Source organism: Pseudomonas sp. CBC3 (assembly GCF_037967085.1).
Taxonomy (GTDB): Bacteria; Pseudomonadota; Gammaproteobacteria; order Pseudomonadales; family Pseudomonadaceae; genus Stutzerimonas.
The window spans coordinates 1,225,380-1,247,506 of record NZ_JBANEO010000001.1 but is presented as its reverse complement, the minus strand read 5'-3'; the positions used below and the strand labels follow the sequence as shown (position 1 = coordinate 1,247,506).

The following is a 22,127-nucleotide window of genomic DNA, read 5'->3' as shown; positions in this document are numbered from 1 at the left end:
TATCCACCCGATTCGCCAGCAAAGACCGCCTTTGCCTGACTGGAGCATCCATGGACCAAACGACCGACAGCGGTGGGCGCATTCTCCTGGTAGATGACGAAGCCGCGATCCTGCGTACTTTCCGCTACTGCCTCGAGGATCGGGGCTACACGGTGGTCACGGCCGCCAGCGCCTCGCAGGCCGAAGCGATTCTGCAACGTCAGGTGTTCGACCTGTGCTTCCTCGATTTACGCCTTGGCGAAGACAACGGCCTCGACGTCCTTCAACAGATGCGTGTACTCGCGCCCTGGATGCGCGTCGTGATCGTCACCGCTCATTCCGCCGTGGATACCGCGGTGGACGCCATGCAGGCCGGCGCTGCGGACTATCTGGTCAAGCCGTGCAGCCCCGAGCAATTGCGCCTGTCAGCCGCCAAGCAGTTGGAGGTCCGCCAGATGGCGGCGCGGCTGGAAGCGCTGGAAGGCGAGGTGCAGAAGCGCAGTGACGCGCTGGGATCTTATAGCCCGGCGATGATGAGCGTCCTGGAGACCGGCCGACAGGTGGCCGACACCGATGCGAACATCCTGATTCTCGGCGAATCCGGTACCGGCAAGGGGGAACTGGCGCGGGCGATCCACAACTGGAGCCGCCGTGCAAAGAAAGCCTTCATCACCATCAACTGTCCATCGCTGTCGGCGGACCTGATGGAAAGCGAGCTGTTCGGGCACAACCGCGGCGCCTTCACCGGCGCGACCGAAAGCACTCTCGGGCGCGTCAACCAGGCTGACGGCGGCACGCTGTTCCTCGACGAAATCGGCGACTTTCCTCTGGCCCTGCAACCCAAGCTGCTCAGGTTCATTCAGGACAAGGAATACGAACGCGTCGGTGATCCGGTCACGCGGCGTGCCGATGTGCGCATCCTCGCCGCGACCAACCTGAATCTTGAGGAAATGGTGCGTGAAGGGCGCTTCCGCGAGGATCTGCTCTATCGCCTGAACGTCATCACCTTGAACCTGCCGCCGATGCGCGAGCGTCCGGAAGACGTTATTGCGCTGGCCGAGCGCTTCCTCGCGTTCTTCGTCAAGAACTACGGTCGCCCAGCGCGTGGCTTCAGCGACAGTGCCATCGCGGCACTGCGAACCTATCGCTGGCCCGGCAACGTGCGCGAACTGCGCAACGTGGTCGAGCGCGCCAGCATCATTTGCCCGCAGGAGATGATCGAAGTCAGCCATCTCGGGCTGGCTGATCAGAACATCAACAACGCACCGCGCATCGGTGAGCCGCTCAGCCTGGAAGATCTGGAGAAAGCGCATATCTCTGGCGTGTTGAGCACCAGCGACACCCTTGAACAGGCCGCCCGAATTCTCGGCATCGACGCCTCAACGCTCTACCGAAAGCGCAAGCAATACGGCTTATGAAAATCCAGATGAAGCTGAGAACCCGTCTCTTCCTGGGCTTCTCGGCATTGATGACCGTGGCACTACTAGGGCTGGTGCTGGCACTGGTCAGCGTGGTGCAGATGGCCCAGAGCCAGGAAAAGCTCATCCGCGACAACTTCGGCGTGATCGAGGTCAACCAGCAATTACGCCAGGCCCTGAGCAATCATCTGCTGCTGTTGGTGCGCGAGGAGCGTGACGGCGCCGCGTTCGCAGAATCACGCGAGGTGTTCCAGACGGCATTGTCACGCGGGTTATCCCAGGCAACGAAGGCGACCGACCAACAGGCGTATCGGGCGATCGGAGAGGCATACGCCAGCTTTATCAACGAACTGGAGACGCCCGCGAGCCTGAACTGGACGCTGCTGGAAGACAATGCCCTGAGCCAGTCCTTCAATCGCGTACGTGAACTGATGGTCGAGATGCAGCACAGTGCATACGCCCAGATTCGCGACACCGAGATTCGCAGCCGTGAACGGGCGCAACTGCTGGCCGGGCTGCTCGGTCTGACCGGGATTGCGGTATTGCTGATCGGCTTCATCACTGCGCACAGCTTCGCCCGCCGCTTTGGCGATCCGATCGAACAGCTGTCCGGTGTGGCCGACCAGATCGGTCGCGGCGATTTCAGCATCGACCTGCCCTCCTCGCCCATTGCCGAACTGTCCTCGCTGATACGCCGCTTCGGTCTGATGGCGCAGGCCCTGCACCAATTCAAGCAAACCAATGTCGAGGCGCTGGTCAATGGCCAACAGCGCCTGCAAGCCTTGCTCGATAGCATCGATGACGGCCTGCTGATCGTCGATCGCCAGGGCCGGCTGGAGCATGCCAATCCGGTCGCACAATGGCAGCTGGCGTGGGAAAACGAGCACCTGGGTTCGACACTCGGTCAGGCCCTCGGTTATCCGGAGCTGGACGAGGCCGCGCAACAGGTGCTGGATGACAAGCCATTATCCGGCCCGCCGGAAGATCTGGTGATCGAGGCGGACGGCGAGCGCAGGCTGCTGTCGTGGCGCTTGAGCCCGGTGAATCATCACGACGGACGCATCAGCGGTGCTGTGATGGTCCTCCACGATGTCACCGACCAGCGCACCTTCGAGCGCGTACGCAACGAGTTCGTCCTGCGCGCTTCGCACGAGCTGCGTACTCCGGTTACCGGCATGCAGATGGCATTCAGCCTGCTGCGCGAGCGGACGCACTATCCGGACAGTAGCCGCGAGGCCGACCTGTTCAGCACCGTGCATGAAGAAATGCAGCGTCTGGTCACGCTGATCAACGATCTGCTGAATTTCTCGCGTTACCAGAGCGGCCAACAAAAACTCGAGCGCGAGCCATGCAACCCGACCGAGCTTCTCGAGCAAGCGCGCCAGCGTTTCCAGGCCGCAGCGGCGCAGAGCGATATCGATATCGAGCTGGAACTGCAGGAGCCGCTGCCCAACCTGCTGCTGGACCGACAACAGATGGAGCGGGTGCTCGACAATCTTCTCAGCAACGCACTGCGGCACACCCCCGAGGGTGGCGAAATCCGCCTGCTGGCGCGGCACCACGGCGAGCGGGTCATCCTCAGCGTCGAAGACAATGGCGAAGGGATTCCCTACAGCCAGCAGGCGAGGATTTTCGAGCCGTTCGTGCAGATTGGTCGCCGCCGCGGTGGTGCCGGACTGGGGCTGGCCTTATGCAAGGAAATTGCCCAACTGCATGGTGGTCGTATCGGCGTGCATTCGCGAATCGGTCACGGCACCATCTTCTACATCGCCCTGCCGATCTGAGCTAGGGTCTGTTGACGTTTCGTTCTCGGCCGCGCCGGAGTCTGTTTTTGCGCGAGGCAAGGCACGAGGAGTGAAGTTTGGTTGTTCCAAATGAGCGACGAGAAACGCCGCCTCGCGCAAAAACAGCCCGGCCCGAAGGGTTGCGCGGCCAATGTCGCCAGGCGGCGTTGCGGGACTTGGCTGGGGAACGACGCGGCCGGCCCAGGCCATTACCTGCGTCCCGCGCCTGGCCTGGCGACATTGGCGCAGCAACGCGGCTCGCGACGAAACGTCAACAGACCTAGGCAGGGCCTAGAAGGACAATCAGGAGCCGCGCATGCCCAGCCTCAATCCCAGCGTCGAACAACTGAAGCGCTTCGCCGAGCAGATGCCGACCGGCGAGCCGATCCTTATGCTCAATCTGCTGCGCTTCAACCACGAGGCGGCCTATCCTGTCGACAGCGAACAAGCACCATGCAGCGGCACGGAGGCCTATGCACGCTACAGCCGCACTGCGCTACGCAAGGTGCGGGCGGCCGGGGGTGAGGTACAGGTAGCCGCCAGAGCTCAGTTCGCGTTGATAGCCCCGGACCAAGAGCGCTGGGATCAAATGCTGCTGGTGCGATATCCCTCGCCGGAAGCCTTCTTGGCAATGCTAGCGGATGAGGAATACCAGGCGGCAGCCATCCATCGCACCGCTGCGCTGGCCGACTCGCGGCTAATCGGCTGCACTCCAAGCGCCTGAGTGCAGCTCAACGCTGAGAACCTAGCGCGGCGAGAATCGCGGCGGTTTCGGCATCCGGTTCGCCGTCAAAGCGTGTCGGGCGATACTTCATCTGAAAGGCCGCGATCACGTTGCGTGTTTCAAGATCGAGATGGCCGTGCTTCGGCACTTGATAACCCTGCCCGACGAGCTGCTCCTGGAACCAGGCCACATCCGGCAATTGCATGGCGAACAGGCTGCGCTGACGTGCGACTTCGGCGGCGTCCGGCCAAGGCACCAGTCCGGCGTCGGCCAGGCGCTTCCAGGGAAATAACGGGCCGGGATCGACCTTTCGCTGCGGGGCAATATCGCTGTGGCCGACGATGGCGCCCGGCTTCAGGCCATGGCGCAGCATCATGTCCTTAAGCAGCACGATCAGCGCGTCGATCTGTTGCTCGGAATAGGGATACCAAAGCCGCCCCCTCTCGCTTTCGATATAACCGCGGTTGACCAACTCGATGCCAATGGAACTGGAGTTGAGCCAGGTGCGGCCATTCCATTGGCTGTCGCCGGCATGCCAGGCGCGGCGATCCTCGTCGACCAACTGGTAAATAGTCGCTGGCGCCTCTGCGATCAGGTAATGACTGCTGACGCCGTCACCCTTGAGGATATCGAGCGAGTGCTGAAGATCGGTTGATGTGTAATGCAGGACGATGAACTGCACCCTGCTGTCCTGGCCAATGGACGTATGGCTGGTATCGATACGCGGGCCACTGGCGCAGCCTGCGAGCAGCAAGGCAAACGCGGCAAAAATCAAGGCTTTCATCGGTACCTCTGGTCGACAGCGAAATGACACAGACATCGGCCGTTGGACGGACAGTACGCAGCGGCCTCGGCGCAGCACCGCGAGTTGGTGCTGGAATAAGGGAAAGGGATTATACCGAGGCGCCCGAACCGCTCCCAGAGCGGCTGGTCAGCCCGCTTCGATACGGTTGCGCCCGGCATCCTTGGCCCGATAGAGCGCGCGGTCGGCGCGCTCGAACACCTGCTCGGGCTGATCGGCGTCTGCGAAACTTGCGAACCCGCCCGATAGCGTTACCTGGATGCGCTCTCCCTTGAAGTGGAACGGGCAGTTCTGAATGCCCGTACGCAGACTTTCAAGCAAATTCAGGCCCGCCTCTGCCGGTGTCTCAGGCAGCAGTAGCGCAAACTCTTCTCCACCGAAACGGGCAATGAAATCAGTCTTGCGCAGCCGTTTGCGCAGCTCACCGGCGACGATCTTGAGCACACGATCGCCAGCGAGATGGCCAAAACTGTCATTGATGCGCTTGAAATGGTCGACGTCCAGCACGGCCAGCAGCAGCTGGCCGCCGTAGCGTTGCTGACGCGCCACTTCCAACTCTAGGCGCTCATCCCATGCAGCGCGGTTGGGAAGTTCGGTCAGCGGGTCACGCAAGGCGATTTGCCGCTGTTCTTCGAGACGATCACGCATGGTGCTGGCAGCCTGCTCAAGGCTTGCAACCCGCCCGACCAGGGAGTTAAGCCGTTCGCTCACCGTCTGCTCATGCTCGCCGCGCTGTTGCTCATAGGTGTCGACGGTCTCGAGCAAGCGGTCGATTCGGGCCTGAACGGCCTGTTTCAAGGTCGGCAGGTCCTTGGCGCTGAGCATGCTGTGCTGTAAGCCGTCGACCTGGTAACGCAGTTGCTCATCCAGCGCTTGCGCGGTTTCCCTGCTCTGCGCGTGGCCTTCATGAGCGGCGCGAAGGTTGTCCTGCATGGTCGCCAAGCGCTCATTGAGCAGTTTCAGGTAACTCTCGAACTCGCGTTGCCCCTGATCAGCCGCCGCAACTATCAGCTGCGCCAGATCGTCCAGAAGCGGCACCAATTCATACCAGTTCAGCCCTTGCTCGATTCGCTCTCGAAGTGCCACCGACTGCGGCTGCTGGTGTTCTGGCAATTGCAGGCCATCGAGCAGGTTATACAACGCAGACTCCACCCGCTCGGCGATGGCGCTGTAGGCTTGCTCGGGCGAGGCAGGAAGGACGTGAACCTCGGCCGCCGAAGCAGCAGAAGTCACCGGCGCGATGGCCGCCTCCAAACAGAGCGCCTCGTTCGCATCAACACGATCAGCTTCGACCGACAATTGGCCGCCTTTATCGGTCAACGGCTCGATTCGCCGTGTCGCCGCTGTCTCGTCGGGCTCCGGCTGGACCTCCCGAGCGGTTTCGATCATGTCTGATGAAACCACGGCGTCAGCATTCTGGCGTCGTTCCGTACTCCGTGCCCGTTGGCCGAACAGCCTGCCGAGTAGCCCCACTGAGCCCCCTGTCTCGGCTAGCTGCAGGGTCAACGCTCGATCCTGGAACTCACCCAGCTCACCGAGCAAAGCCGGCAACTCGAACGGCTGTGCGGCCCGATCATCGAGCTGTCGCGCAAAACGCTTCAATGGCTGGCGAACCTCGCGGGGCAACGGCAATGCCAGCAACTGCGCTACCAGACGGTGCAACGACCGGCTCAGATGCTCCAGACGCTCCTTCTTGCGCCGCTCGGTGTCCAGCACGGCGCGCTCCAGACGCAGCACCAGCGCCGCCAGGCGATCTTCCGGCACATCGTCGCGCAGAACTTCGCGAAGCTCATGCATGCACTGCTCGACGACCGGGTCGCTGCCATCCACGGCATAGCTGCTGCGCACCAGGCTGCGCCGCAGCAAATCGAGATGCGAGCGCCAACGCTCTTCGAGCTGTTCCTGCTGCTCCACTAATTGCAGGTACTTTTCCTTCCAGCGCTGCGTGTCGTCGCTCATGTCGGCGTGCCTACCGGCATCGGCAGGGCATCCCCATGCAGCGAGTCGGGCAAGCGAATCTCTACGGCTACAGGCAGATGATCCGAACTGATTTTCGCCAGCACGTCGACGCGCTCCAGTGTCAGGCTCGGACTCAGCAATATGTGGTCGAGGCAGCGCTGCGGACGCCAGCTGGGAAAGGTCGCCTCGATCTGCGGGGCCTGCAGCCCAAGGTCACGCAACGGCGAGTTTTCGAGCAGATCGCTGGCATGGGTATTCATGTCGCCCATCAATACCTGATGACGGTAGCTCCCGACCAGGTCTCGTATATAGGCCAGCTGGCGCGTTCTGGTGCTACCGCCGAGCGCCAGATGCATGATGACCACCGCCAGCGCATCCTCGCCTTCACCAAAACGTAGCAGGATAGCGCCGCGGCCGGACGGGCCGGGCAACGGGTGATCTTCCAAGCCCTGCGGCTCAAGACGGCTGAGCACGCCGTTACTGTGCTGGGCAAAACGACCCAGGTTGCGGTTCAGCTGCTGATACCAGTAAGGAAAGGACCCGAGCTGCGCGAGGTGTTCCACTTGATTGATATAGCCGGAGCGCATACTGCCGCCGTCTGCTTCCTGCAACGCCACCAGATCGTAGTTGCCGAGCAATTCGCCGATGCGCTGTAGATTTCCGGTTCGCCCCGGATGCGGCAGCAGGTGCTGCCAGCTGCGAGTCAGATAATGATGGTAGCGCTCGGTACTGATGCCGACCTGGATGTTGAAGCTGAGCAGGCGTAACCGGCCATTGCACGGTAGCCCGCTGGAGTCCAGGCAGAGTGGGTTGACCCGCGCCTGACAGGGTCCGGCCAGGCGTGGTGAACTCCAACGGCGCAACATTTGGCGCTTACCGAGCTGCCCGTTCTTTTTCGATCAGGAAGTCGGCGACTTTCAGCGCGCGCTCCGGGCCGCCTGCGGAGCCGATATCGAAACGGTACTTACCGTTGACGATCATGACCGGTACGCCAGTGATCTGATAAGCCATGGCCTGCTTTTTGGCCTGCTCGGCGCGGCTTTTCACACCGAAGGAGTTATAGGCCTTAAGGAACGCCTCCTGATCGACGCCTTCCCCGGCAAGGAATTCGGCCATCTTTTCCGGCGTGTCCAGCTTCTTGCCGTCGCGGTGATAGGCATTGAATACCGCGTCGTGAATCTTCTGCTCGACGTTCATGGATTCCAGCGCTAGGAACATCTGGCCATGGACGTTCCAAACCCCACCGAACATGGCCGGAATGCGCTTGAAATCCACGTCATCCGGCAGCTCTGCGACCCACGGGTTGATGATCGGCTCGAACTGGTAGCAATGCGGGCAGCCGTACCAGAACAGCTCGACGACCTCGATCTTGTCCGGTTCGGCTACCGGTACCGGAGTCTTGAGTTCGACATATTCCTTGCCCGCCTGGAATTCCGTCGCGTGGGCCGGCAAGCCGAACAGGCTGGCGGTTACGAGAACGGCACTGAGAACGAGTTTACGCATGGTGACTCCCTTGGCTTGGACGGCTGACCGATAGCGCCACAGGCTGCAGCAAATCATTCGTGCTCGCCAGCGCTTTTCGCCGCTTTTCAATATCTTGACAATCATTGTAGCGGCGCAAAACAAAAAGGGCGCTCAGGCTCTCACCTGAACGCCCTCCGTATCGGTTGCGCTGATGCTATCAGTGCAGACCCTGGATGTAGCTGGACAGCGCTTCGATGTCCTTGTTGCTCAGCTTGGCAGCGATGGTCCGCATGATCATGGTGTCACCGTCATTGGTGCGGTTGCCTTCGCGGAAATCGGTCAGCTGCTTGGCCGTGTAAGCAGCGTGCTGACCACCCAGCTGCGGGAAGCCCGCCAGGTCGTTACCGACGCCGTTCGGCGCGTGACAGCCAGTGCAGGCCGGCATGCCCAGGTCCAGCTTACCACCGCGGAACAGTTGTTCACCTTGCTCGACCAGCGCCGGATCGGCCATGCCAACGGTCATCTTCTGGCTGGCGAAATAAGCGGCGATGTCGGCAAGATCCTGATCGTTGTAGGGGTCGAGCATGCCGGTCATTTCCAGCACCTTGCGCCCCACACCTGGCTCGGCGGTAGGACTGCTGCCGGCCTTGATGTCGTGTAGCTGCTTGAGCAGATAACTCTCGCCCTGGCCTGCAAGTTTGGGGAAGTTCGGTGCGGGACTGTTGCCATCGGCACCGTGGCAGGCGCCACAGACGGCAATCTTTTCCTGACCGGCTTCGGCATTTCCAGCCGCGTGGGCGATACCGGTGATGCCAAGGGTCAACAGCAGACTCACGAGTACTTTGTTCATCAGCTCATCCAACTACGGCTAAGGGTTAAAAAGGAATCTTATTCGGCAGGCCAGCTATTGAGCCATGGCATGCTCGTTTGAAGGTGGCATCCGGTCTCGCACCGAGCGCGTTAGCGATAACTCCCGCCGCAGCCAGCGAGCCGTTGTATAGGCTCTTTCGAGACCAAAGCGCACACAAAATCTGCGGCATTATATACTGGCGGTCCTGAAACGGAAATGAACCATTGCCGCACCCCGCGCGCCCACCGGAAAGCCCATGCTCCCAAAAAACCCGATTCTCGGCCTCTGCCAGCAAGCCACGTTCATGACCAGCGCCGCCAAGGTCGACCAATGCCCGGCTGACGAGGGCCTTGAAGTCGCTTTCGCCGGCCGGTCGAATGCGGGTAAGTCCAGTGCGCTGAACACCCTCACCCACGCCAGCCTCGCCCGTACGTCGAAGACGCCGGGCCGCACCCAGCTGCTCAATTTCTTCCGCCTCGATGACGATCGCCGACTGGTCGATCTCCCTGGCTACGGTTACGCCAAGGTGCCGATTCCATTGAAACAGCACTGGCAGCGCCATCTGGAAGCCTATCTGAGCAGTCGCGAGAGTCTCGCCGGCGTGTTCCTGATGATGGACATCCGCCATCCGCTGACTGAATTCGACCGAATGATGCTCGACTGGTCCACCGCCAGCGAAATGCCGCTTCACATCCTGCTGACCAAGTCCGACAAGCTGGCCTTCGGTGCGGCGAAGAATGCTTTGCTGGCAATCCAGCGAGACATTCGCAAGGGTTGGGGAGACGGCGTCAGCGTGCAGCTTTTCTCGGCGCCGAAACGTCAGGGCGTAGAAGAAGCACAGCTCAAACTGGCCGAGCTGCTGGGCATGCTCGAAGCGGAATAGACCGCAGGCTCGAAACACACTTTACCGATCCGCGGGTGAGCCACGGAAGACGTGAATAGCGACATCCACCGCTACGCCGCGGCGCCTCGACAGCGCCGATCTACCTGGCGCTGTCGAGGCAGGCCGCCGACGCGCCGTAGGGTGCGCTCCGCGCACGGCAGGCCTCGTATACGCCCATTGGTGCGCGGAGCAGCGCACCCTACGCTTGTGCTGGTATCAGCCCTGCCTCATTCCCGATAGTCATCCACCGGCACGCACGCGCAGAACAGGTTGCGATCGCCGAAGACGTTGTCGACACGATTCACCGCTGGCCAATACTTGTGCGCCTGAGCGTGCGCGCTTGGCGTCACGCCCTCGGCGATGCTGTAAGGACGACCCCAGACGCCAGTCACATCTGCCAGGGTGTGCGGCGCATGCACCAGCGGATTGTCCTCAGCCGGCCAGTCACCGCTCTCGACCTTGGCGATTTCGGCGCGAATGCTCAGCATCGCCTCGACGAAGCGATCCAGCTCCACCTTCGATTCGCTCTCGGTAGGCTCGATCATCAAGGTGCCGGGCACGGGGAAGGACATGGTCGGTGCGTGGAAGCCATAGTCGATGAGGCGCTTGGCGACATCTTCTTCGGTAATGCCGGTTTGCGCTTTCAACGGCCGCAAATCGATGATGCACTCATGCGCCACGCGACCGTTACGTCCGCTGTAAAGCACCGGGAATGCCTCATCGAGACGCACCGCTAGATAGTTCGCGCTGAGGATCGCAATTTCCGTGGCGTCACGCAGCTGCGGGCCCATCATCGCGATGTACATCCAACTGATCGGCAAAATGCTCGCGCTGCCCCATGGCGCCGCGCTGACCGCGCCATTCTCCGGATTCGGCCCTTGCAGTTCGATCACCGGATGGTTGGAAACGAAGGGCAGCAGATGCGCCTTGATGCCGATCGGTCCCATGCCGGGGCCACCACCGCCATGCGGAATGCAGAACGTCTTGTGCAGGTTCATGTGCGAGACGTCGGCACCGATGTCCGCTGGCCGCGCCAGACCGACCTGGGCGTTGAGGTTGGCGCCGTCCATGTAAACCTGGCCGCCCTGGGCATGAATCGCTTCGCAGATCTCGCGGATGCCCTCTTCGTAGACGCCATGAGTCGACGGATAGGTGATCATCAGGCAGGAGAGCTTGTCACCCGCCTCGGCAGCCTTGCGCTTGAGGTCTTCGAGATCGACGTTGCCCGCCTTGTCGCACTCGACGATGACGACGCGCATGCTGACCATCTGCGCCGAGGCCGGGTTGGTGCCGTGAGCGGAGGATGGGATCAGGCAGATATCGCGCTGTCCTTCACCACGACTCTCGTGGTATTTGCGGATCGCCACCAGTCCGGCGTACTCGCCCTGCGCACCGGAGTTCGGCTGCATCGAGATCGCATCGAAGCCGGTAATAACGCAGAGCCAGGCTTCCAGCTCGTCGATCATCAACTTGTAACCCTGCGCCTGCTCGCGTGGCGCGAAGGGGTGCAGGTTGGCGAACTCCGGCCAGGTGATGGGGATCATCTCGCTGGTGGCGTTCAACTTCATGGTGCAGGAACCGAGCGGGATCATCGCCTGGTTCAGCGCCAGATCCTTGTTCTCCAGCTGCTTGAGATAGCGCAGCAGCTCGGTTTCGCTGTGATGGGTATTGAAGACCGGGTGCGTCAGGTAGGCGCTGCTGCGCTGCAGCTCGGACGGGATGCCGCTGGGGATGTCACCCTCATCCAGCTTGGCGATTTCCAGCCCGTGATCGGCGCCGAGAAAGACAGCGAGCAACTGCTCGACCGTCGCCTCGCTGCAGGTCTCGTCAAGACTGACGCCGAGCTTGCCACGCCCAAGAATGCGCAGGTTGATCCGTGCCGCTCGCGCGCTTTCGAGAATCGCCGTCTGCGCGCCGCCGACTTCCAGGGTCAGGGTGTCGAAGAAATGCTGATTGACGCGCTTGATGCCGTTCTTCTCCAGCGCGCTGGCCAGGATCGAGGTCAGCCGATGGGTACGCTGGGCGATGCGTTTGAGCCCCTCGGGTCCGTGATACACGGCGTAGCAGCTGGCGATATTGGCCAGCAGTACCTGCGCAGTACAGATGTTGGAGTTGGCCTTCTCGCGCCGGATGTGTTGCTCGCGCGTCTGCAGCGCCATGCGCAGCGCCGTGTTGCCGCGGGCATCCTTGGACACACCGATGATCCGCCCCGGCATCGCCCGCTTGAACGCATCACGCGTGGCGAAGTAGGCCGCATGCGGACCGCCATAGCCCATCGGCACACCGAAGCGCTGAGTCGAGCCGAGCACCACGTCTGCGCCAAGCTCACCCGGCGGGGTCAAGAGCAACAGGCTGAGCAGATCGGCCGCGACGCACGCCAGCGCCTGCTTGGCGTGCAGTTGCTCGATGGCCGGACGCAGATCGCGAATCTCGCCGTGGGTATCCGGATACTGCAGCAGCCCGCCGAACAGATCCTGCCCGTCGATTTCTTCGACCGCGCCGATTACCAGCTCGAAGCCGAAAGCCTCGGCGCGAGTCTGCATGACCGATAGCGTTTGCGGATGGCAATTCTCGTCGACGAAGAAGCGGTTGCTCTTGCTCTTGGCCATGCGCCGCGCCAAGGTCATCGCCTCGGCCGCGGCAGTCGCCTCATCGAGCAGCGATGCGTTGGCCAGGTCCAGCCCAGTAAGGTCGATGGTCAGCTGCTGGAAATTCAGCAGGGCCTCCAAACGGCCCTGGGCGATTTCCGGCTGATAAGGCGTATAGGCGGTGTACCAGCCCGGATTCTCAAGCACGTTACGCAGAATGACCGGCGGCGTGATGGTGCCGTGGTAGCCCATACCGATCAGGCTGGTCCAGAGCTCGTTCTTTTCGGCATAGCTACGCAGCCGTGCCAGCGCGCCCTGCTCGTCCAGCGCCGGTGGCAGCGCCAGCTCGCCCTTCAAACGAATCGCCGGCGGCACTGTCTGCTCGACCAACTGCTCACGGCTGGACAGCCCGAGCAGGTCGAGCATGGCTTGCTGCTCAGCCGCATCGGGACCGAGATGACGACGCAGAAAGGCGTCAGGTTGCTGGAGTTGGGAAAGGCGCGGCATTTGCGACATGACAGCTACTCTCGAAAAAAGGAAAGCCCCGACATAGCGGGGCTTCGTGATAGGGAACGCTTAAGCGTCAGCGTCGCAGGAGGCCTTGTAACCTTCTGCATCGAGCAACTTGTCCAGCTCCGCGGCATCGTTCGGCTTGAGCCTGAAGAACCAGCTACCGTAGGGTTCGCTGTTGACCATTTCAGGCGAGTCGGTGAGCTGGTCGTTGACGGCCACCACTTCCCCGGAAACCGGAGCGTAGATATCGGAAGCGGCCTTCACCGATTCCACCACGCCCGCCTGCTGGCCGGCTGCGAGCTGCTGGCCGACTTCCGGCAGCTCCACAAACACGACGTCGCCCAGCGCTTCCTGGGCGTGATCGGAGATTCCGACAGTCACACTGCCGTCGGCTTCATGGCGGGCCCACTCGTGGCTGGCGGCGTAACGCAGATCGCTGGGGATGTCGCTCATTCTTATGTCCTCGAGAAACTGTCGGTTTGCGGGCACGAAGCAGGCTCTAACGGCCCGCTGCAATGAAGCAGTCGGCCGAATTTACACCAGTACTTTGCCGTGACGCACGAAAGTCGGCTGCACCACGCGCACGGGATACCATTTACCGCGGATTTCTACCTCGGCGCGGTCGCGAGCTGCGGCAGGGACACGCGCCAGCGCGATGGCTTTGCCAAGCGTAGGCGAAAAACTGCCGCTGGTAATCTCGCCTTCGCCAGAGCCATTGACCCGCACGGTCTGGTGCGCACGCAGGACGCCGCGCTCCTCGAGCACCAGTCCCACCAGCTTCTGCAGGTCGCTTTGGGTTTTCTGCGCCTCCAGCGCTGCGCGTCCGACGAATTCGCGCTCGGCTGGCTCCCAGGCTACGGTCCAACCCATATTGGCCTGTAGCGGCGACACGTCTTCGGTCATGTCCTGGCCGTAGAGGTTCAGTCCGGCCTCCAGACGCAGCGTGTCACGCGCGCCCAGGCCAATCGGGGAAATGCCAGCTCCGACCAGTTCACTCAGGAAATCCGGAGCCTGTTCGGCCGGCAGGATGATTTCCAGACCGTCCTCACCGGTATAGCCGGTGCGACCGATGAACCATTCACCAACGGCCCGGCCGTGGAAAGGTTTGAGTTCGTTAATCAGCGCAGCGCGAGGTTGGCTGACCAGCTCGGCTGTTTTGGCTCGCGCATTGGGCCCCTGAATGGCCAGCATCGCCAGCTCCGGGCGTTCGCTTACCTCGACCGAGTAGCCCTCGGCCTGCGCCTGCATCCAGCCCAGATCCTTGTCGCGAGTGCTGGCGTTGACGACCAGGCGATAGCCCCAATCGGTTAGGTAGACGATCAGATCGTCGATCACCCCGCCGCGCTCATTGAGCATCGCCGTATACAGCGCTTTGCCCACCTGCCCCAGGCGGTTCACATCGTTGGCCAGCAGATGCTGGAGATAGGCCTTGGCGTCAGTACCAGCGACATCGACGACCGTCATGTGGGAGACGTCGAACACTCCACAATCACGCCGCACCTGATGATGTTCTTCCACTTGGGAGCCGTAATGCAGCGGCATATCCCAGCCGCCGAAATCAACCATTTTGGCGCCAAGTGCGAGGTGCTGATCGTAGAGGGGAGTACGCTGACCCATGGGTTTCTCCTTCCGGGCAGGTCGCCGAAGCGGCGTGGGTGAAGCTCATTAGAGCCGGACAGACAAGCCCGACGATTTTTGGATGGCGCATTGTAGCTTCAAGGTTGAGACAGGTCACGGTGAGGCGATGGAACGAACTCAGCCGATCCGGCGGGCCGAACGGCGAATCAACAGGATCACCGGCAGCAGCCCGACCAACACCAGCGTCAATGCCGGCAGCGCAGCACGCGCCCATTCACCCTCGCTGGTCATCTCGAAGATCCTTACCGACAGCGTGTCCCAGCCGAACGGCCGCATCAACAGCGTAGCCGGCATTTCTTTCAGTACGTCGACGAACACCAGCAACGCGGCACTCAGCGTGCCGGGTAGTAACAACGGCAGGTAAACCCGGACAAACAGCCCCGCCCCACCCACGCCGAGGCTGCGCGATGCCTGCGGCAGCGAAGGTCGAATCCGGGCCAGTGCGCTTTCCAGCGGCCCGAACGCCACCGCCATGAAGCGGATCAGATAGGCCAGCAGCAAGGCGCCGAGACTGCCGAGCAGAATCGGTTTTCCAGCACCGCCAAGCCAACCGGATAGCGGGATGACCAGCTCACGGTCGAGATAGCTGAACGCGAGCATGATCGAGACGGCCAGCACCGATCCGGGCAGCGCATAACCCAGATTCGACAGGCCGACCGCTGCTTTAACCGAGCGCACCGGCGCCTGGCGCCTGGCGAAAGCCAGGAGCAGCGCCACCGCGACAGTGAGGAACGCGGCCAACGCGCCTAGGTAGAGCGTGTGCAGAATCAGCGCGGTATAACGCTCATCGAAGTCGAAACGCCCGCGCTGCCAGAGCCAGACCAGCAATTGCAGCACCGGAATGACGAACGCGCAGAGGAACACCAGGCCACACCAGGCGCAGGCTGCAAAGGCCTTGAAACCGCGAAGGCGATACAGCACGGCAGACCGGGCCCGGTCGTTGGCAGGCCGGGCTGCGCCGCGCGCGCGGCGTTCGCCATAGAGCACCAGCATCACCGCCAACAACAAAAGGCTGGCCAGCTGAGTCGCGCTGGTGAGGCTGAAAAAGCCATACCAGGTCTTGTAGATGGCGGTGGTGAAAGTGTCGAAGTTGAACACCGCGACAGCGCCGAAATCGGCCAGCGTCTCCATCAGCGCCAGTGCCAAGCCGGCGCCGATCGCCGGTCGCGCCATGGGCAACGCGACACTCCAGAACGCTTTCCAGGGCGACTGTCCGAGCACCCGCGCCGCCTCCATCAATCCTTTGCCTTGGGCGAGGAATGCCGAACGGGCGAGCAGATAGACGTAAGGGTAGAACACCAGCACCAGCACGATGATCACACCGCCCGTGGAACGGACCCGAGGAAACCGCACCCCGGTGCCGAACCATTCGCGGGCCAGCGTCTGCACCGGGCCGGAGAAATCCAGCAAGCCGATGAAGACAAATGCCAGCACGTAGGCGGGAATCGCGAAAGGCAGCATCAACGCCCAATCCAACCAGCGCCGCCCCGGGAACTCACACAACGATGTCAACCAGGCCAGACTGACCCCGAGCACCGTCACCCCGATTCCGACGCCCAGCACCAGCGTCAGCGTGTTGCTCAACAGCCGCGGTATCTGGGTCTCCCAGAGATGCGACCAGATACTGGTGTCGATATCGCCCCAACTGAACAGCAGCACACTCAGCGGCAACAGCACCAGTGCCGCGACTGCAAAGGAAATGGGATACCAACGGCGCTCGACGGGGTGGGACACGCAGACCTCGGAAGCAGAAAAACAACGCCCTCGGCAAGCGGGGGCGTCGAGTATATCGGGACTGCAAGCTGCAAGCTGCAAGCTGCAAGCTGCAAGCTGCAAGCTGCAAGCTGCAAGCTGCAAGCTGCAAGCTGCAAGCTGCAAGCTGCAAGCGAATCAGGCTAGCGGCTGGTGCCGAAAGCCAGAGGCTCTTCTACTTGCAGCCTGTGGCTTATGGCTGCTTATCTCCAGCCCGCACGATCCATCAGCATGATGGCTTCAGCCTGACGCTTGCCAGCGACTTCGACCGGGATGGTGTCTGCCTTGAAATCGCCCCACGCGGCCACTTCCGCCGACGGCTCTACATTCGGGTTGGCCGGGAATTCCATGTTAGTGCCGGCAAAGATGCTCTGCGCCTCGGGGGTCGTCATCCACTCCACCAGCTTTTGCGCGGCTTCCGGGTTAGGCGCGTGCTTGGTCAGCCCGATGCCGGAGAGATTGACGTGAACGCCACGGCCCTCCTGATTCGGCCAGAACAGCTTGGCTTTCAGATTCGGATCCTGCGCATGCAGCCGGCCGTAATAGTAGCTATTGACGATACCCACATCGCACTGCCCCGCGTCGACCGCTTGAATCACAGCGTTGTCATCGGCAAAGACGTCAGTTGCGAGATTGTTCACCCAACCCTTGATGATCTCTTCGGTCTTCTCGGCACCGTGGGTTTCGATCAGGGTAGCCGTCAACGACTGGTTATAGACCTTCTTGCTGGTGCGTAGGCACAGACGGCCTTCCCAGCGCTCGTCCGCCAGCGCTTCGTAAGTGGTCAGCTCGCCCTCTTCGACCCGCTCCGGCGAATAGACGATGGTCCGCGCGCGCAGCGACAGGCCTGTCCAGGCATCGGTAGAGGAGCGGTACTGAGCGGGAATATTGTCTTTAATAACCTGCGAATCGAGCGGTTGCAGGATGCCCATTTCTTCGGCCTGCCACAGGTTGCCGCCGTCCACCGTCAGCAGCAGATCTGCCGGAGTATTCTCGCCTTCGGCCTTGATACGGGCCATCAGCGGAGCTTCCTTGTCGGTGATGAATTTGACGTTGACGCCTGTTTTCGCCGTGTACGCATCGAAAACAGGCTTGATCAGCTCGTCAATCCGCGAGGAGTAAACCACTACTTCATCGGCAGCTTGCACAGCGCCTGACAGCGCGGTGAGCGTCAGAGCGGCGAGTAAACCTTTGCTTGCCTGCATGGGTCATGCCTCTTGTATCCGTGAAAGAGGCCAAATAGTAGTGAATGTCATTTACTTTCTCAACGCGACAATTCGCGTCATTCACTTGGGATCAAGGCGATCCGTCGATCACAACCGCGCCAGGTCCGGCAGATCACCGCTCAAACCCAGGGCCTGACGCACGAACATCGCCTTCGCTTCAGGAAGCGCCTCAATGCCTTTCAACCCCGCGTTGCGTAACCAGCGCAGCGGCAGATTGTCGGCTTGGAAGAGTCGTTCGAAGCCCTCCATCGCCGCCATCATGCTCAGGTTGTGCGGCATCCGGCGCCGCTCGAAACGGGCCAGTACACGCGGATCGCCCAGCGGCGCGCCGCGCCCGATTGCTGAGAGCAGCACTTCAGCCAGCACCGCCGCGTCAAGCAAACCGAGATTGACGCCCTGCCCCGCCAGCGGGTGGATGGTGTGCGCGGCGTCGCCGATCAGTGCCAGACCAGGCTGTGCATACCGCTTAGCGTGCCGCTGACGCAGCGGAATGCACAACCGTGGATCGACTTCCAGCACTTCGCCCAGGCGATATTCGAAAGCCCGCCCGAGCGCCTGACGGAACCCTTCGTCATCCAGCGCCATCAGGCGCTGCGCCTCGCCTTCGGTGACCGACCAGACGATCGAGCACCAATGCTCGTCGCCTTCACGCTGCAGCGGCAGGAATGCCAGCGGGCCGTCGTCGGTGAAACGCTGCCAGGCGGTCTGCTGATTCGGCTCGACACAGCGCACGCTGGTCACGATGGCGTGATGCAGGTAATCCCATTCACGGGTCTCGCACCCAGCCAGACGGCGAACCGCTGAATTGGCGCCATCGGCCGCAACCACGAGGCCGGCGCTGAGTTGCTGCCCATCATCGAGGGTCAGGGTCCAGCCGCTTTCGGTCTGGCGCAGCTGCTCCAGACGTGCGGAAATCAGTTCGATCGAATCGCAGCCTTTCAAGGCATCCAGCAACGCATCCTGGACCACGCGATTCTCGACGATGTGGCCGAGCACCTCGGCATGCACCGACGCCGCGGAAAAGTGGATCTGGCCAGTACCAGAGCCATCCCAGACATGCATGTCGCGGTAGGGGCTGACGCGGCGCTCGACAATTCCGGGCCAGGCACCGACGCGTTCGAGGATCCGCTGGCTCGCGGCGGACAGCGCACTGACACGCGGCTCGAAGGGATCGGTTGGAATGAACGGCTGAACGTCCAGCGGACCGGCATCGACCAGCTTGATAGTGAGACCGGCGTCTTGCAGTGCCAGCGCCAGGGTGCTGCCGATCATCCCAGCGCCAACGATGATGATGTCCGCTTGCATTACTGCTCTCCTGCGCGCCGAGCCTGTGGCTTGCGGCATGTCTAGTGGGTCTGCTTGCCGGTTCGCGCACATCGCTGGCGTCTGGTTCGCAAGGGTCCGTCCTGCCGACGTTGGCGGCTTCGCCAAGTCTCAGCGTTCGCGCACGCCCAATCCCATTGCCTGCCGCGCGAACCACGTCTTGGCCGGCGGCAGCAGATCCAGCCCCAGCAGACCGAGATTGCGCCCGGCAACGGATAAATTTCCCGAATCACCGAACAACTGGGTCACCCGATCGGAAAAGCCCACGGTTAGCCACTGATCCGAACGCTGCTGCCGGTGATAAGCCTGCAGCACGGCCAAATCGCCCAGACGTGCCGGGCTAGCCAACAACGCGGCCGCCAACGCTTCGGTGTCCCGCAGCGAGAGGTTGTAACCCTGCCCGGCGATCGGGTGCAAGCTGTGAGCGGCGTTACCTAATACGACCAAACTGGAGCGAACCTGCTCCTCGGCCTCGATCAATTCCAGTGGGTAGAGATGCCGCGCTCCAACCTGCTGAAAGCTGCCCAGACGATAGCCGAACGCCTGCTGCAATTCGCCAAGAAATTCCGCTTCGGAGAGCGCAACCAGGCGTGCCGCGTCCTGTTCCGGGCGCGTCCAGACTAGGGCGCAGCGATTGTCCGGCAACGGTAACAGCGCCATCGGACCTTCGTCGGTAAAGCGCTCGAATGCATTTCCGCCGTGGGGTTTGCCCGGCGTCACGTTGGCGATCAGCGCGGTCTGGCCATAGGGCGTGCGCTTAATATCGATACCGAGCTGTTCGCGCAACGCCGAGCGGCCGCCATCGGCCAACACGGCCAAGTTGCAATCGAGCTGCTTGCCGTCGGTCAGAGTCAGGCGAAAACCATCGACCACCGCTTGCATGCGCTCGACCTCGGCCGGGCAGCGGCGAACCACGACCTCGTCGTCCAGCACCTGCCACAGGCAATGGCCGATCCAAGCGTTTTCCACTACGTATCCCAGCGCCGGTACATGCTCCGTTTTGGCATCGAGCCGGGCAGCGCCAGCGCGGCCGCGATCGGAAACCTGGATTTGGGTGATGGGCTCGGCCCGCTGGGCAATCTGCTCCCAGACGCCCAGACGCTGGTAGATCAGCCGGGTGCCATAGGACAGCGCAGTCGAGCGCGCATCGTAGCTCGGCTGATATTCGCTGCCCGGTTCGAACGGCTCGATCAGCTCAATCGTCCAGCCACGCGCCTTCGCACCTTTCTGCAGCGCCAGCGCCAGGCTGGCACCGACCAGTCCACCGCCAATGATCGCCAGCGCGCTCATGCTCACACGACCTCGGCGGCAGCCGCCATCAATTGCTCGATCTCGGCGACGGCCTTGGGCACGCCGCCGGTGAGGATTTCGCAACCGGTGCGAGTCACCACCACATCATCTTCGATGCGTACGCCGATACCGCGCCATTTCTTCGCCACGTCCTGATTGTCGGCGGCGATATAGATGCCAGGCTCGACGGTCATCGCCATGCCGGGTTCGAGCACGCGCCACTCGCCACCGACCTTGTAGTCGCCGACATCGTGTACGTCCATGCCCAGCCAGTGACCGGCGCGGTGCATGTAGAACGGCTTGTAGGCTTCGGCAGCAATCAACTCGTCGACATCACCTTCCAGCAGCCCCAACTCGACCAGCCCGGCGGTGATGACTTGAACGGTCGCCTCGTGCGCCTCGTTCCAGTGCTTGCCGGGCGCGATGTGCTTGAAGGCTTCTTCGTTGGCGGCCAGTACCAGCTCATAAATGGCCTTCTGTTCGGGCGAGAAGCGGCCATTGACTGGAAACGTCCGGGTGATATCGCTGGCGTAACAATCGATTTCGCAGCCGGCATCGATCAGCACCAGATCGCCATCCTTGAGCGCGGCATCGTTCTCGCGATAATGCAGGATGCAGGCGTTCTTTCCGGCCGCGACGATCGAGCCGTACGCTGGCATCTTCGCCCCACCCTTGCGGAACTCGTAATCCAGCTCCGCTTCCAGGTGGTATTCGTAGAGGCCGGCACGGCTGGCCTGCATGGCGCGGATATGGGCACGGGCGGAGATTTCAGCGGCGTGCTTCATCACTTTCACTTCGTTGGCCGACTTGTACAGACGCAAGTCGTGCAACAGATGATCGAGGGCGACGAACTCGTTCGGCGGCTGTGCACCCTGGCGAGCCTTGGAACGGATGGTGTTGATCCACTCCATCAAGCGGTGATCGAACTCCTGGTTGCTGCCAATGGCGTAATAGACGCGCGAACGACCCTCAATCAGGCCCGGCAGAATCTCGTCGATATCGCCGATGGGGAAGGCATCGTCCGCGCCGTATTCGGCGATGGCGCCATCCTGGCCGGCCCGCAAACCGTCCCACAACTCGCGAGCCGGGTCGCGCTCGCGACAGAACAACACGTACTCGCCATGCTCGCGACCGGGAATCAGCGCAATCACCGCTTCCGGCTCGGGAAAGCCGGAAAGGTACTGAAAATCACTGTCCTGGCGGTAGATGTGCTCGACATCGCGGTTGCGGATGTACATCGGCGCGGCCGGCAGGATCGCGATGCTGTTGGGTTCCATCTCCGCCATCAGCACCTTGCGCCGGCGGGCGTATTCCGATTTCGGGATGCGGGTCATGGGCGGACGGTCCTCAATGCAGGGAAGGCTTGGGTGCCGGCGGCACTGGCTTGGCGCACTCGGTGAACAACAGCAACGGCGCGACGCGCAGGTATTCCATGACCTCCATGTAATCGCTCTCACCATCTTCGGACTCGTCCAGCGAATCCTGGATCTGCGCGATAGCGGCCAGATCCTGCAGGACTTCCATGGCCTCGCCGCTCAGCGCGCGATCACCGGCGACCAGGCCGAAGCCAGCCAGGAAACTCTGGCACCACTGGCCCAGGGCAAGCGCGCGCTCGGCGAGCGGCGCATCGTCCGACGGCAACAGCAAAACGATAGCGATGTCATCGCCGGCGAGCTCACCCTTGACCATCTCCTGCAGGCCAATGAGCGCTTGGCGCACCGATTCTTCGGGAGCGGAGCCGAGCAACTCGGCGGCATCGGCCAGCCAGGATTCGGAATCGAAACCAGCCCCGGCGCAGCTGCGCCCAAGCAGAAAGCCGTGCAGTTCGGCAGGTGTGACAGATTGAGCACTACTGGCCAGCAAGGTGGCGAAAGCAGCGTACGGCGAGTTCTGAATGGGCATGGCGGCTAGGCGCGCGGCGGCGCTAATGTCTA

General features: G+C 62.1%; 18 protein-coding genes. 4 read left to right on the top strand and 14 right to left on the bottom strand.

Going from position 1 to position 22,127, the window contains the following annotated elements; all coding sequences use genetic code 11:
• The first annotated feature begins 50 nt into the window (after window positions 1-50).
• The 3 genes from algB (at window position 51) to V6943_RS05685 (ending at window position 3,905) form a co-directional block, all read left to right on the top strand.
• The gene (gene algB, locus V6943_RS05695) at window positions 51-1,397 is read left to right on the top strand and encodes a sigma-54-dependent response regulator transcription factor AlgB (protein ID WP_131651339.1); all 1,347 of its coding nucleotides are present in this window, start codon (window positions 51-53) and stop codon (window positions 1,395-1,397) included.
• Window positions 1,394-3,181: a KinB sensor domain-containing domain gene (locus tag V6943_RS05690; protein ID WP_340552849.1), complete on the top strand. Its 1,788-nt coding sequence runs from the start codon at window positions 1,394-1,396 to the stop codon at window positions 3,179-3,181. The genes algB and V6943_RS05690 overlap by 4 nt, the downstream gene beginning before the upstream one ends.
• Before the next feature lie 316 nt (window positions 3,182-3,497).
• The gene (locus V6943_RS05685; protein ID WP_340552848.1) at window positions 3,498-3,905 is read left to right on the top strand and encodes a DUF1330 domain-containing protein; all 408 of its coding nucleotides are present in this window, start codon (window positions 3,498-3,500) and stop codon (window positions 3,903-3,905) included.
• 7 nt (window positions 3,906-3,912) lie between these two features.
• Here the strand turns inward: V6943_RS05685 and V6943_RS05680 are convergent, their stop codons facing one another.
• The 5 genes from V6943_RS05680 to V6943_RS05660 form a co-directional block, all read right to left on the bottom strand.
• A complete protein-coding gene (locus tag V6943_RS05680) occupies window positions 3,913-4,689 on the bottom strand; it encodes an N-acetylmuramoyl-L-alanine amidase (protein ID WP_131651336.1) in 777 nt (258 codons plus the stop codon).
• Window positions 4,690-4,836: 147 nt separating this feature from the next.
• Window positions 4,837-6,666 (bottom strand): GGDEF domain-containing protein, encoded by a 1,830-nt coding sequence (locus tag V6943_RS05675; protein WP_340552847.1) that lies wholly within the window; start codon window positions 6,664-6,666, stop codon window positions 4,837-4,839.
• Window positions 6,663-7,532: an endonuclease/exonuclease/phosphatase family protein gene (locus V6943_RS05670; protein WP_340552846.1), complete on the bottom strand. Its 870-nt coding sequence runs from the start codon at window positions 7,530-7,532 to the stop codon at window positions 6,663-6,665. The genes V6943_RS05675 and V6943_RS05670 overlap by 4 nt, the downstream gene beginning before the upstream one ends.
• 7 nt (window positions 7,533-7,539) lie before the next feature.
• Window positions 7,540-8,169 carry a thiol:disulfide interchange protein DsbA/DsbL gene (locus tag V6943_RS05665; RefSeq protein ID WP_340552845.1) on the bottom strand — a complete coding sequence of 210 codons (630 nt, stop codon included), beginning with the start codon at window positions 8,167-8,169 and terminating at the stop codon, window positions 7,540-7,542.
• 178 nt (window positions 8,170-8,347) lie between these two features.
• Window positions 8,348-8,980, bottom strand: a complete 633-nt coding sequence (locus V6943_RS05660; RefSeq protein ID WP_181103076.1) for a c-type cytochrome — start codon at window positions 8,978-8,980, stop codon at window positions 8,348-8,350.
• 256 nt (window positions 8,981-9,236) lie between these two features.
• Between V6943_RS05660 and yihA the strand changes: the two genes are divergently transcribed.
• A complete protein-coding gene (gene yihA, locus V6943_RS05655) occupies window positions 9,237-9,863 on the top strand; it encodes a ribosome biogenesis GTP-binding protein YihA/YsxC (protein ID WP_131651331.1) in 627 nt (208 codons plus the stop codon).
• A gap of 227 nt (window positions 9,864-10,090) precedes the next feature.
• On the opposite strand, the gene gcvP is transcribed toward yihA, so the two are convergent.
• From gcvP to V6943_RS05610, 9 genes are all read right to left on the bottom strand, one after another.
• Window positions 10,091-12,967: an aminomethyl-transferring glycine dehydrogenase gene (gene gcvP / locus V6943_RS05650; protein WP_340552844.1), complete on the bottom strand. Its 2,877-nt coding sequence runs from the start codon at window positions 12,965-12,967 to the stop codon at window positions 10,091-10,093.
• Window positions 12,968-13,027: 60 nt separating this feature from the next.
• The gene (gcvH, locus tag V6943_RS05645; protein ID WP_256047607.1) at window positions 13,028-13,417 is read right to left on the bottom strand and encodes a glycine cleavage system protein GcvH; all 390 of its coding nucleotides are present in this window, start codon (window positions 13,415-13,417) and stop codon (window positions 13,028-13,030) included.
• Between the two features lie 81 nt (window positions 13,418-13,498).
• Window positions 13,499-14,581 (bottom strand): glycine cleavage system aminomethyltransferase GcvT, encoded by a 1,083-nt coding sequence (gcvT, locus tag V6943_RS05640; protein WP_340552843.1) that lies wholly within the window; start codon window positions 14,579-14,581, stop codon window positions 13,499-13,501.
• Between the two features lie 138 nt (window positions 14,582-14,719).
• Window positions 14,720-16,336 carry an ABC transporter permease gene (locus V6943_RS05635; protein WP_340552842.1) on the bottom strand — a complete coding sequence of 539 codons (1,617 nt, stop codon included), beginning with the start codon at window positions 16,334-16,336 and terminating at the stop codon, window positions 14,720-14,722.
• Between the two features lie 221 nt (window positions 16,337-16,557).
• Complete coding sequence (locus V6943_RS05630) at window positions 16,558-17,559, bottom strand: extracellular solute-binding protein (RefSeq protein ID WP_131651326.1); 1,002 nt, start codon at window positions 17,557-17,559, stop codon at window positions 16,558-16,560.
• A gap of 108 nt (window positions 17,560-17,667) precedes the next feature.
• The gene (locus tag V6943_RS05625; protein ID WP_340552841.1) at window positions 17,668-18,885 is read right to left on the bottom strand and encodes a 2-octaprenyl-3-methyl-6-methoxy-1,4-benzoquinol hydroxylase; all 1,218 of its coding nucleotides are present in this window, start codon (window positions 18,883-18,885) and stop codon (window positions 17,668-17,670) included.
• Between the two features lie 129 nt (window positions 18,886-19,014).
• A complete protein-coding gene (ubiH, locus tag V6943_RS05620; protein ID WP_340552840.1) occupies window positions 19,015-20,193 on the bottom strand; it encodes a 2-octaprenyl-6-methoxyphenyl hydroxylase in 1,179 nt (392 codons plus the stop codon).
• Window positions 20,194-20,195: 2 nt separating this feature from the next.
• Window positions 20,196-21,527: a Xaa-Pro aminopeptidase gene (pepP, locus tag V6943_RS05615; protein ID WP_181103090.1), complete on the bottom strand. Its 1,332-nt coding sequence runs from the start codon at window positions 21,525-21,527 to the stop codon at window positions 20,196-20,198.
• A gap of 13 nt (window positions 21,528-21,540) precedes the next feature.
• Complete coding sequence (locus V6943_RS05610; protein ID WP_340552839.1) at window positions 21,541-22,095, bottom strand: YecA/YgfB family protein; 555 nt, start codon at window positions 22,093-22,095, stop codon at window positions 21,541-21,543.
• Window positions 22,096-22,127 lie beyond the last annotated feature (32 nt).

Bases quoted from the DNA above. Each gene is read 5' to 3' on its own strand.
- algB (WP_131651339.1), top strand. From the start codon at position 51: ATGGACCAAACGACCGACAGCGGTGGGCGCATTCTCCTGGTAGATGAC.
- V6943_RS05690 (WP_340552849.1), top strand. From the start codon at position 1,394: ATGAAAATCCAGATGAAGCTGAGAACCCGTCTCTTCCTGGGCTTCTCG.
- V6943_RS05685 (WP_340552848.1), top strand. From the start codon at position 3,498: ATGCCCAGCCTCAATCCCAGCGTCGAACAACTGAAGCGCTTCGCCGAG.
- V6943_RS05680 (WP_131651336.1), bottom strand. From the start codon at position 4,689: ATGAAAGCCTTGATTTTTGCCGCGTTTGCCTTGCTGCTCGCAGGCTGC.
- V6943_RS05675 (WP_340552847.1), bottom strand. From the start codon at position 6,666: ATGAGCGACGACACGCAGCGCTGGAAGGAAAAGTACCTGCAATTAGTG.
- V6943_RS05670 (WP_340552846.1), bottom strand. From the start codon at position 7,532: ATGTTGCGCCGTTGGAGTTCACCACGCCTGGCCGGACCCTGTCAGGCG.
- V6943_RS05665 (WP_340552845.1), bottom strand. From the start codon at position 8,169: ATGCGTAAACTCGTTCTCAGTGCCGTTCTCGTAACCGCCAGCCTGTTC.
- V6943_RS05660 (WP_181103076.1), bottom strand. From the start codon at position 8,980: ATGAACAAAGTACTCGTGAGTCTGCTGTTGACCCTTGGCATCACCGGT.
- yihA (WP_131651331.1), top strand. From the start codon at position 9,237: ATGCTCCCAAAAAACCCGATTCTCGGCCTCTGCCAGCAAGCCACGTTC.
- gcvP (WP_340552844.1), bottom strand. From the start codon at position 12,967: ATGTCGCAAATGCCGCGCCTTTCCCAACTCCAGCAACCTGACGCCTTT.
- gcvH (WP_256047607.1), bottom strand. From the start codon at position 13,417: ATGAGCGACATCCCCAGCGATCTGCGTTACGCCGCCAGCCACGAGTGG.
- gcvT (WP_340552843.1), bottom strand. From the start codon at position 14,581: ATGGGTCAGCGTACTCCCCTCTACGATCAGCACCTCGCACTTGGCGCC.
- V6943_RS05630 (WP_131651326.1), bottom strand. From the start codon at position 17,559: ATGCAGGCAAGCAAAGGTTTACTCGCCGCTCTGACGCTCACCGCGCTG.
- V6943_RS05625 (WP_340552841.1), bottom strand. From the start codon at position 18,885: ATGCAAGCGGACATCATCATCGTTGGCGCTGGGATGATCGGCAGCACC.
- ubiH (WP_340552840.1), bottom strand. From the start codon at position 20,193: ATGAGCGCGCTGGCGATCATTGGCGGTGGACTGGTCGGTGCCAGCCTG.
- pepP (WP_181103090.1), bottom strand. From the start codon at position 21,527: ATGACCCGCATCCCGAAATCGGAATACGCCCGCCGGCGCAAGGTGCTG.
- V6943_RS05610 (WP_340552839.1), bottom strand. From the start codon at position 22,095: ATGCCCATTCAGAACTCGCCGTACGCTGCTTTCGCCACCTTGCTGGCC.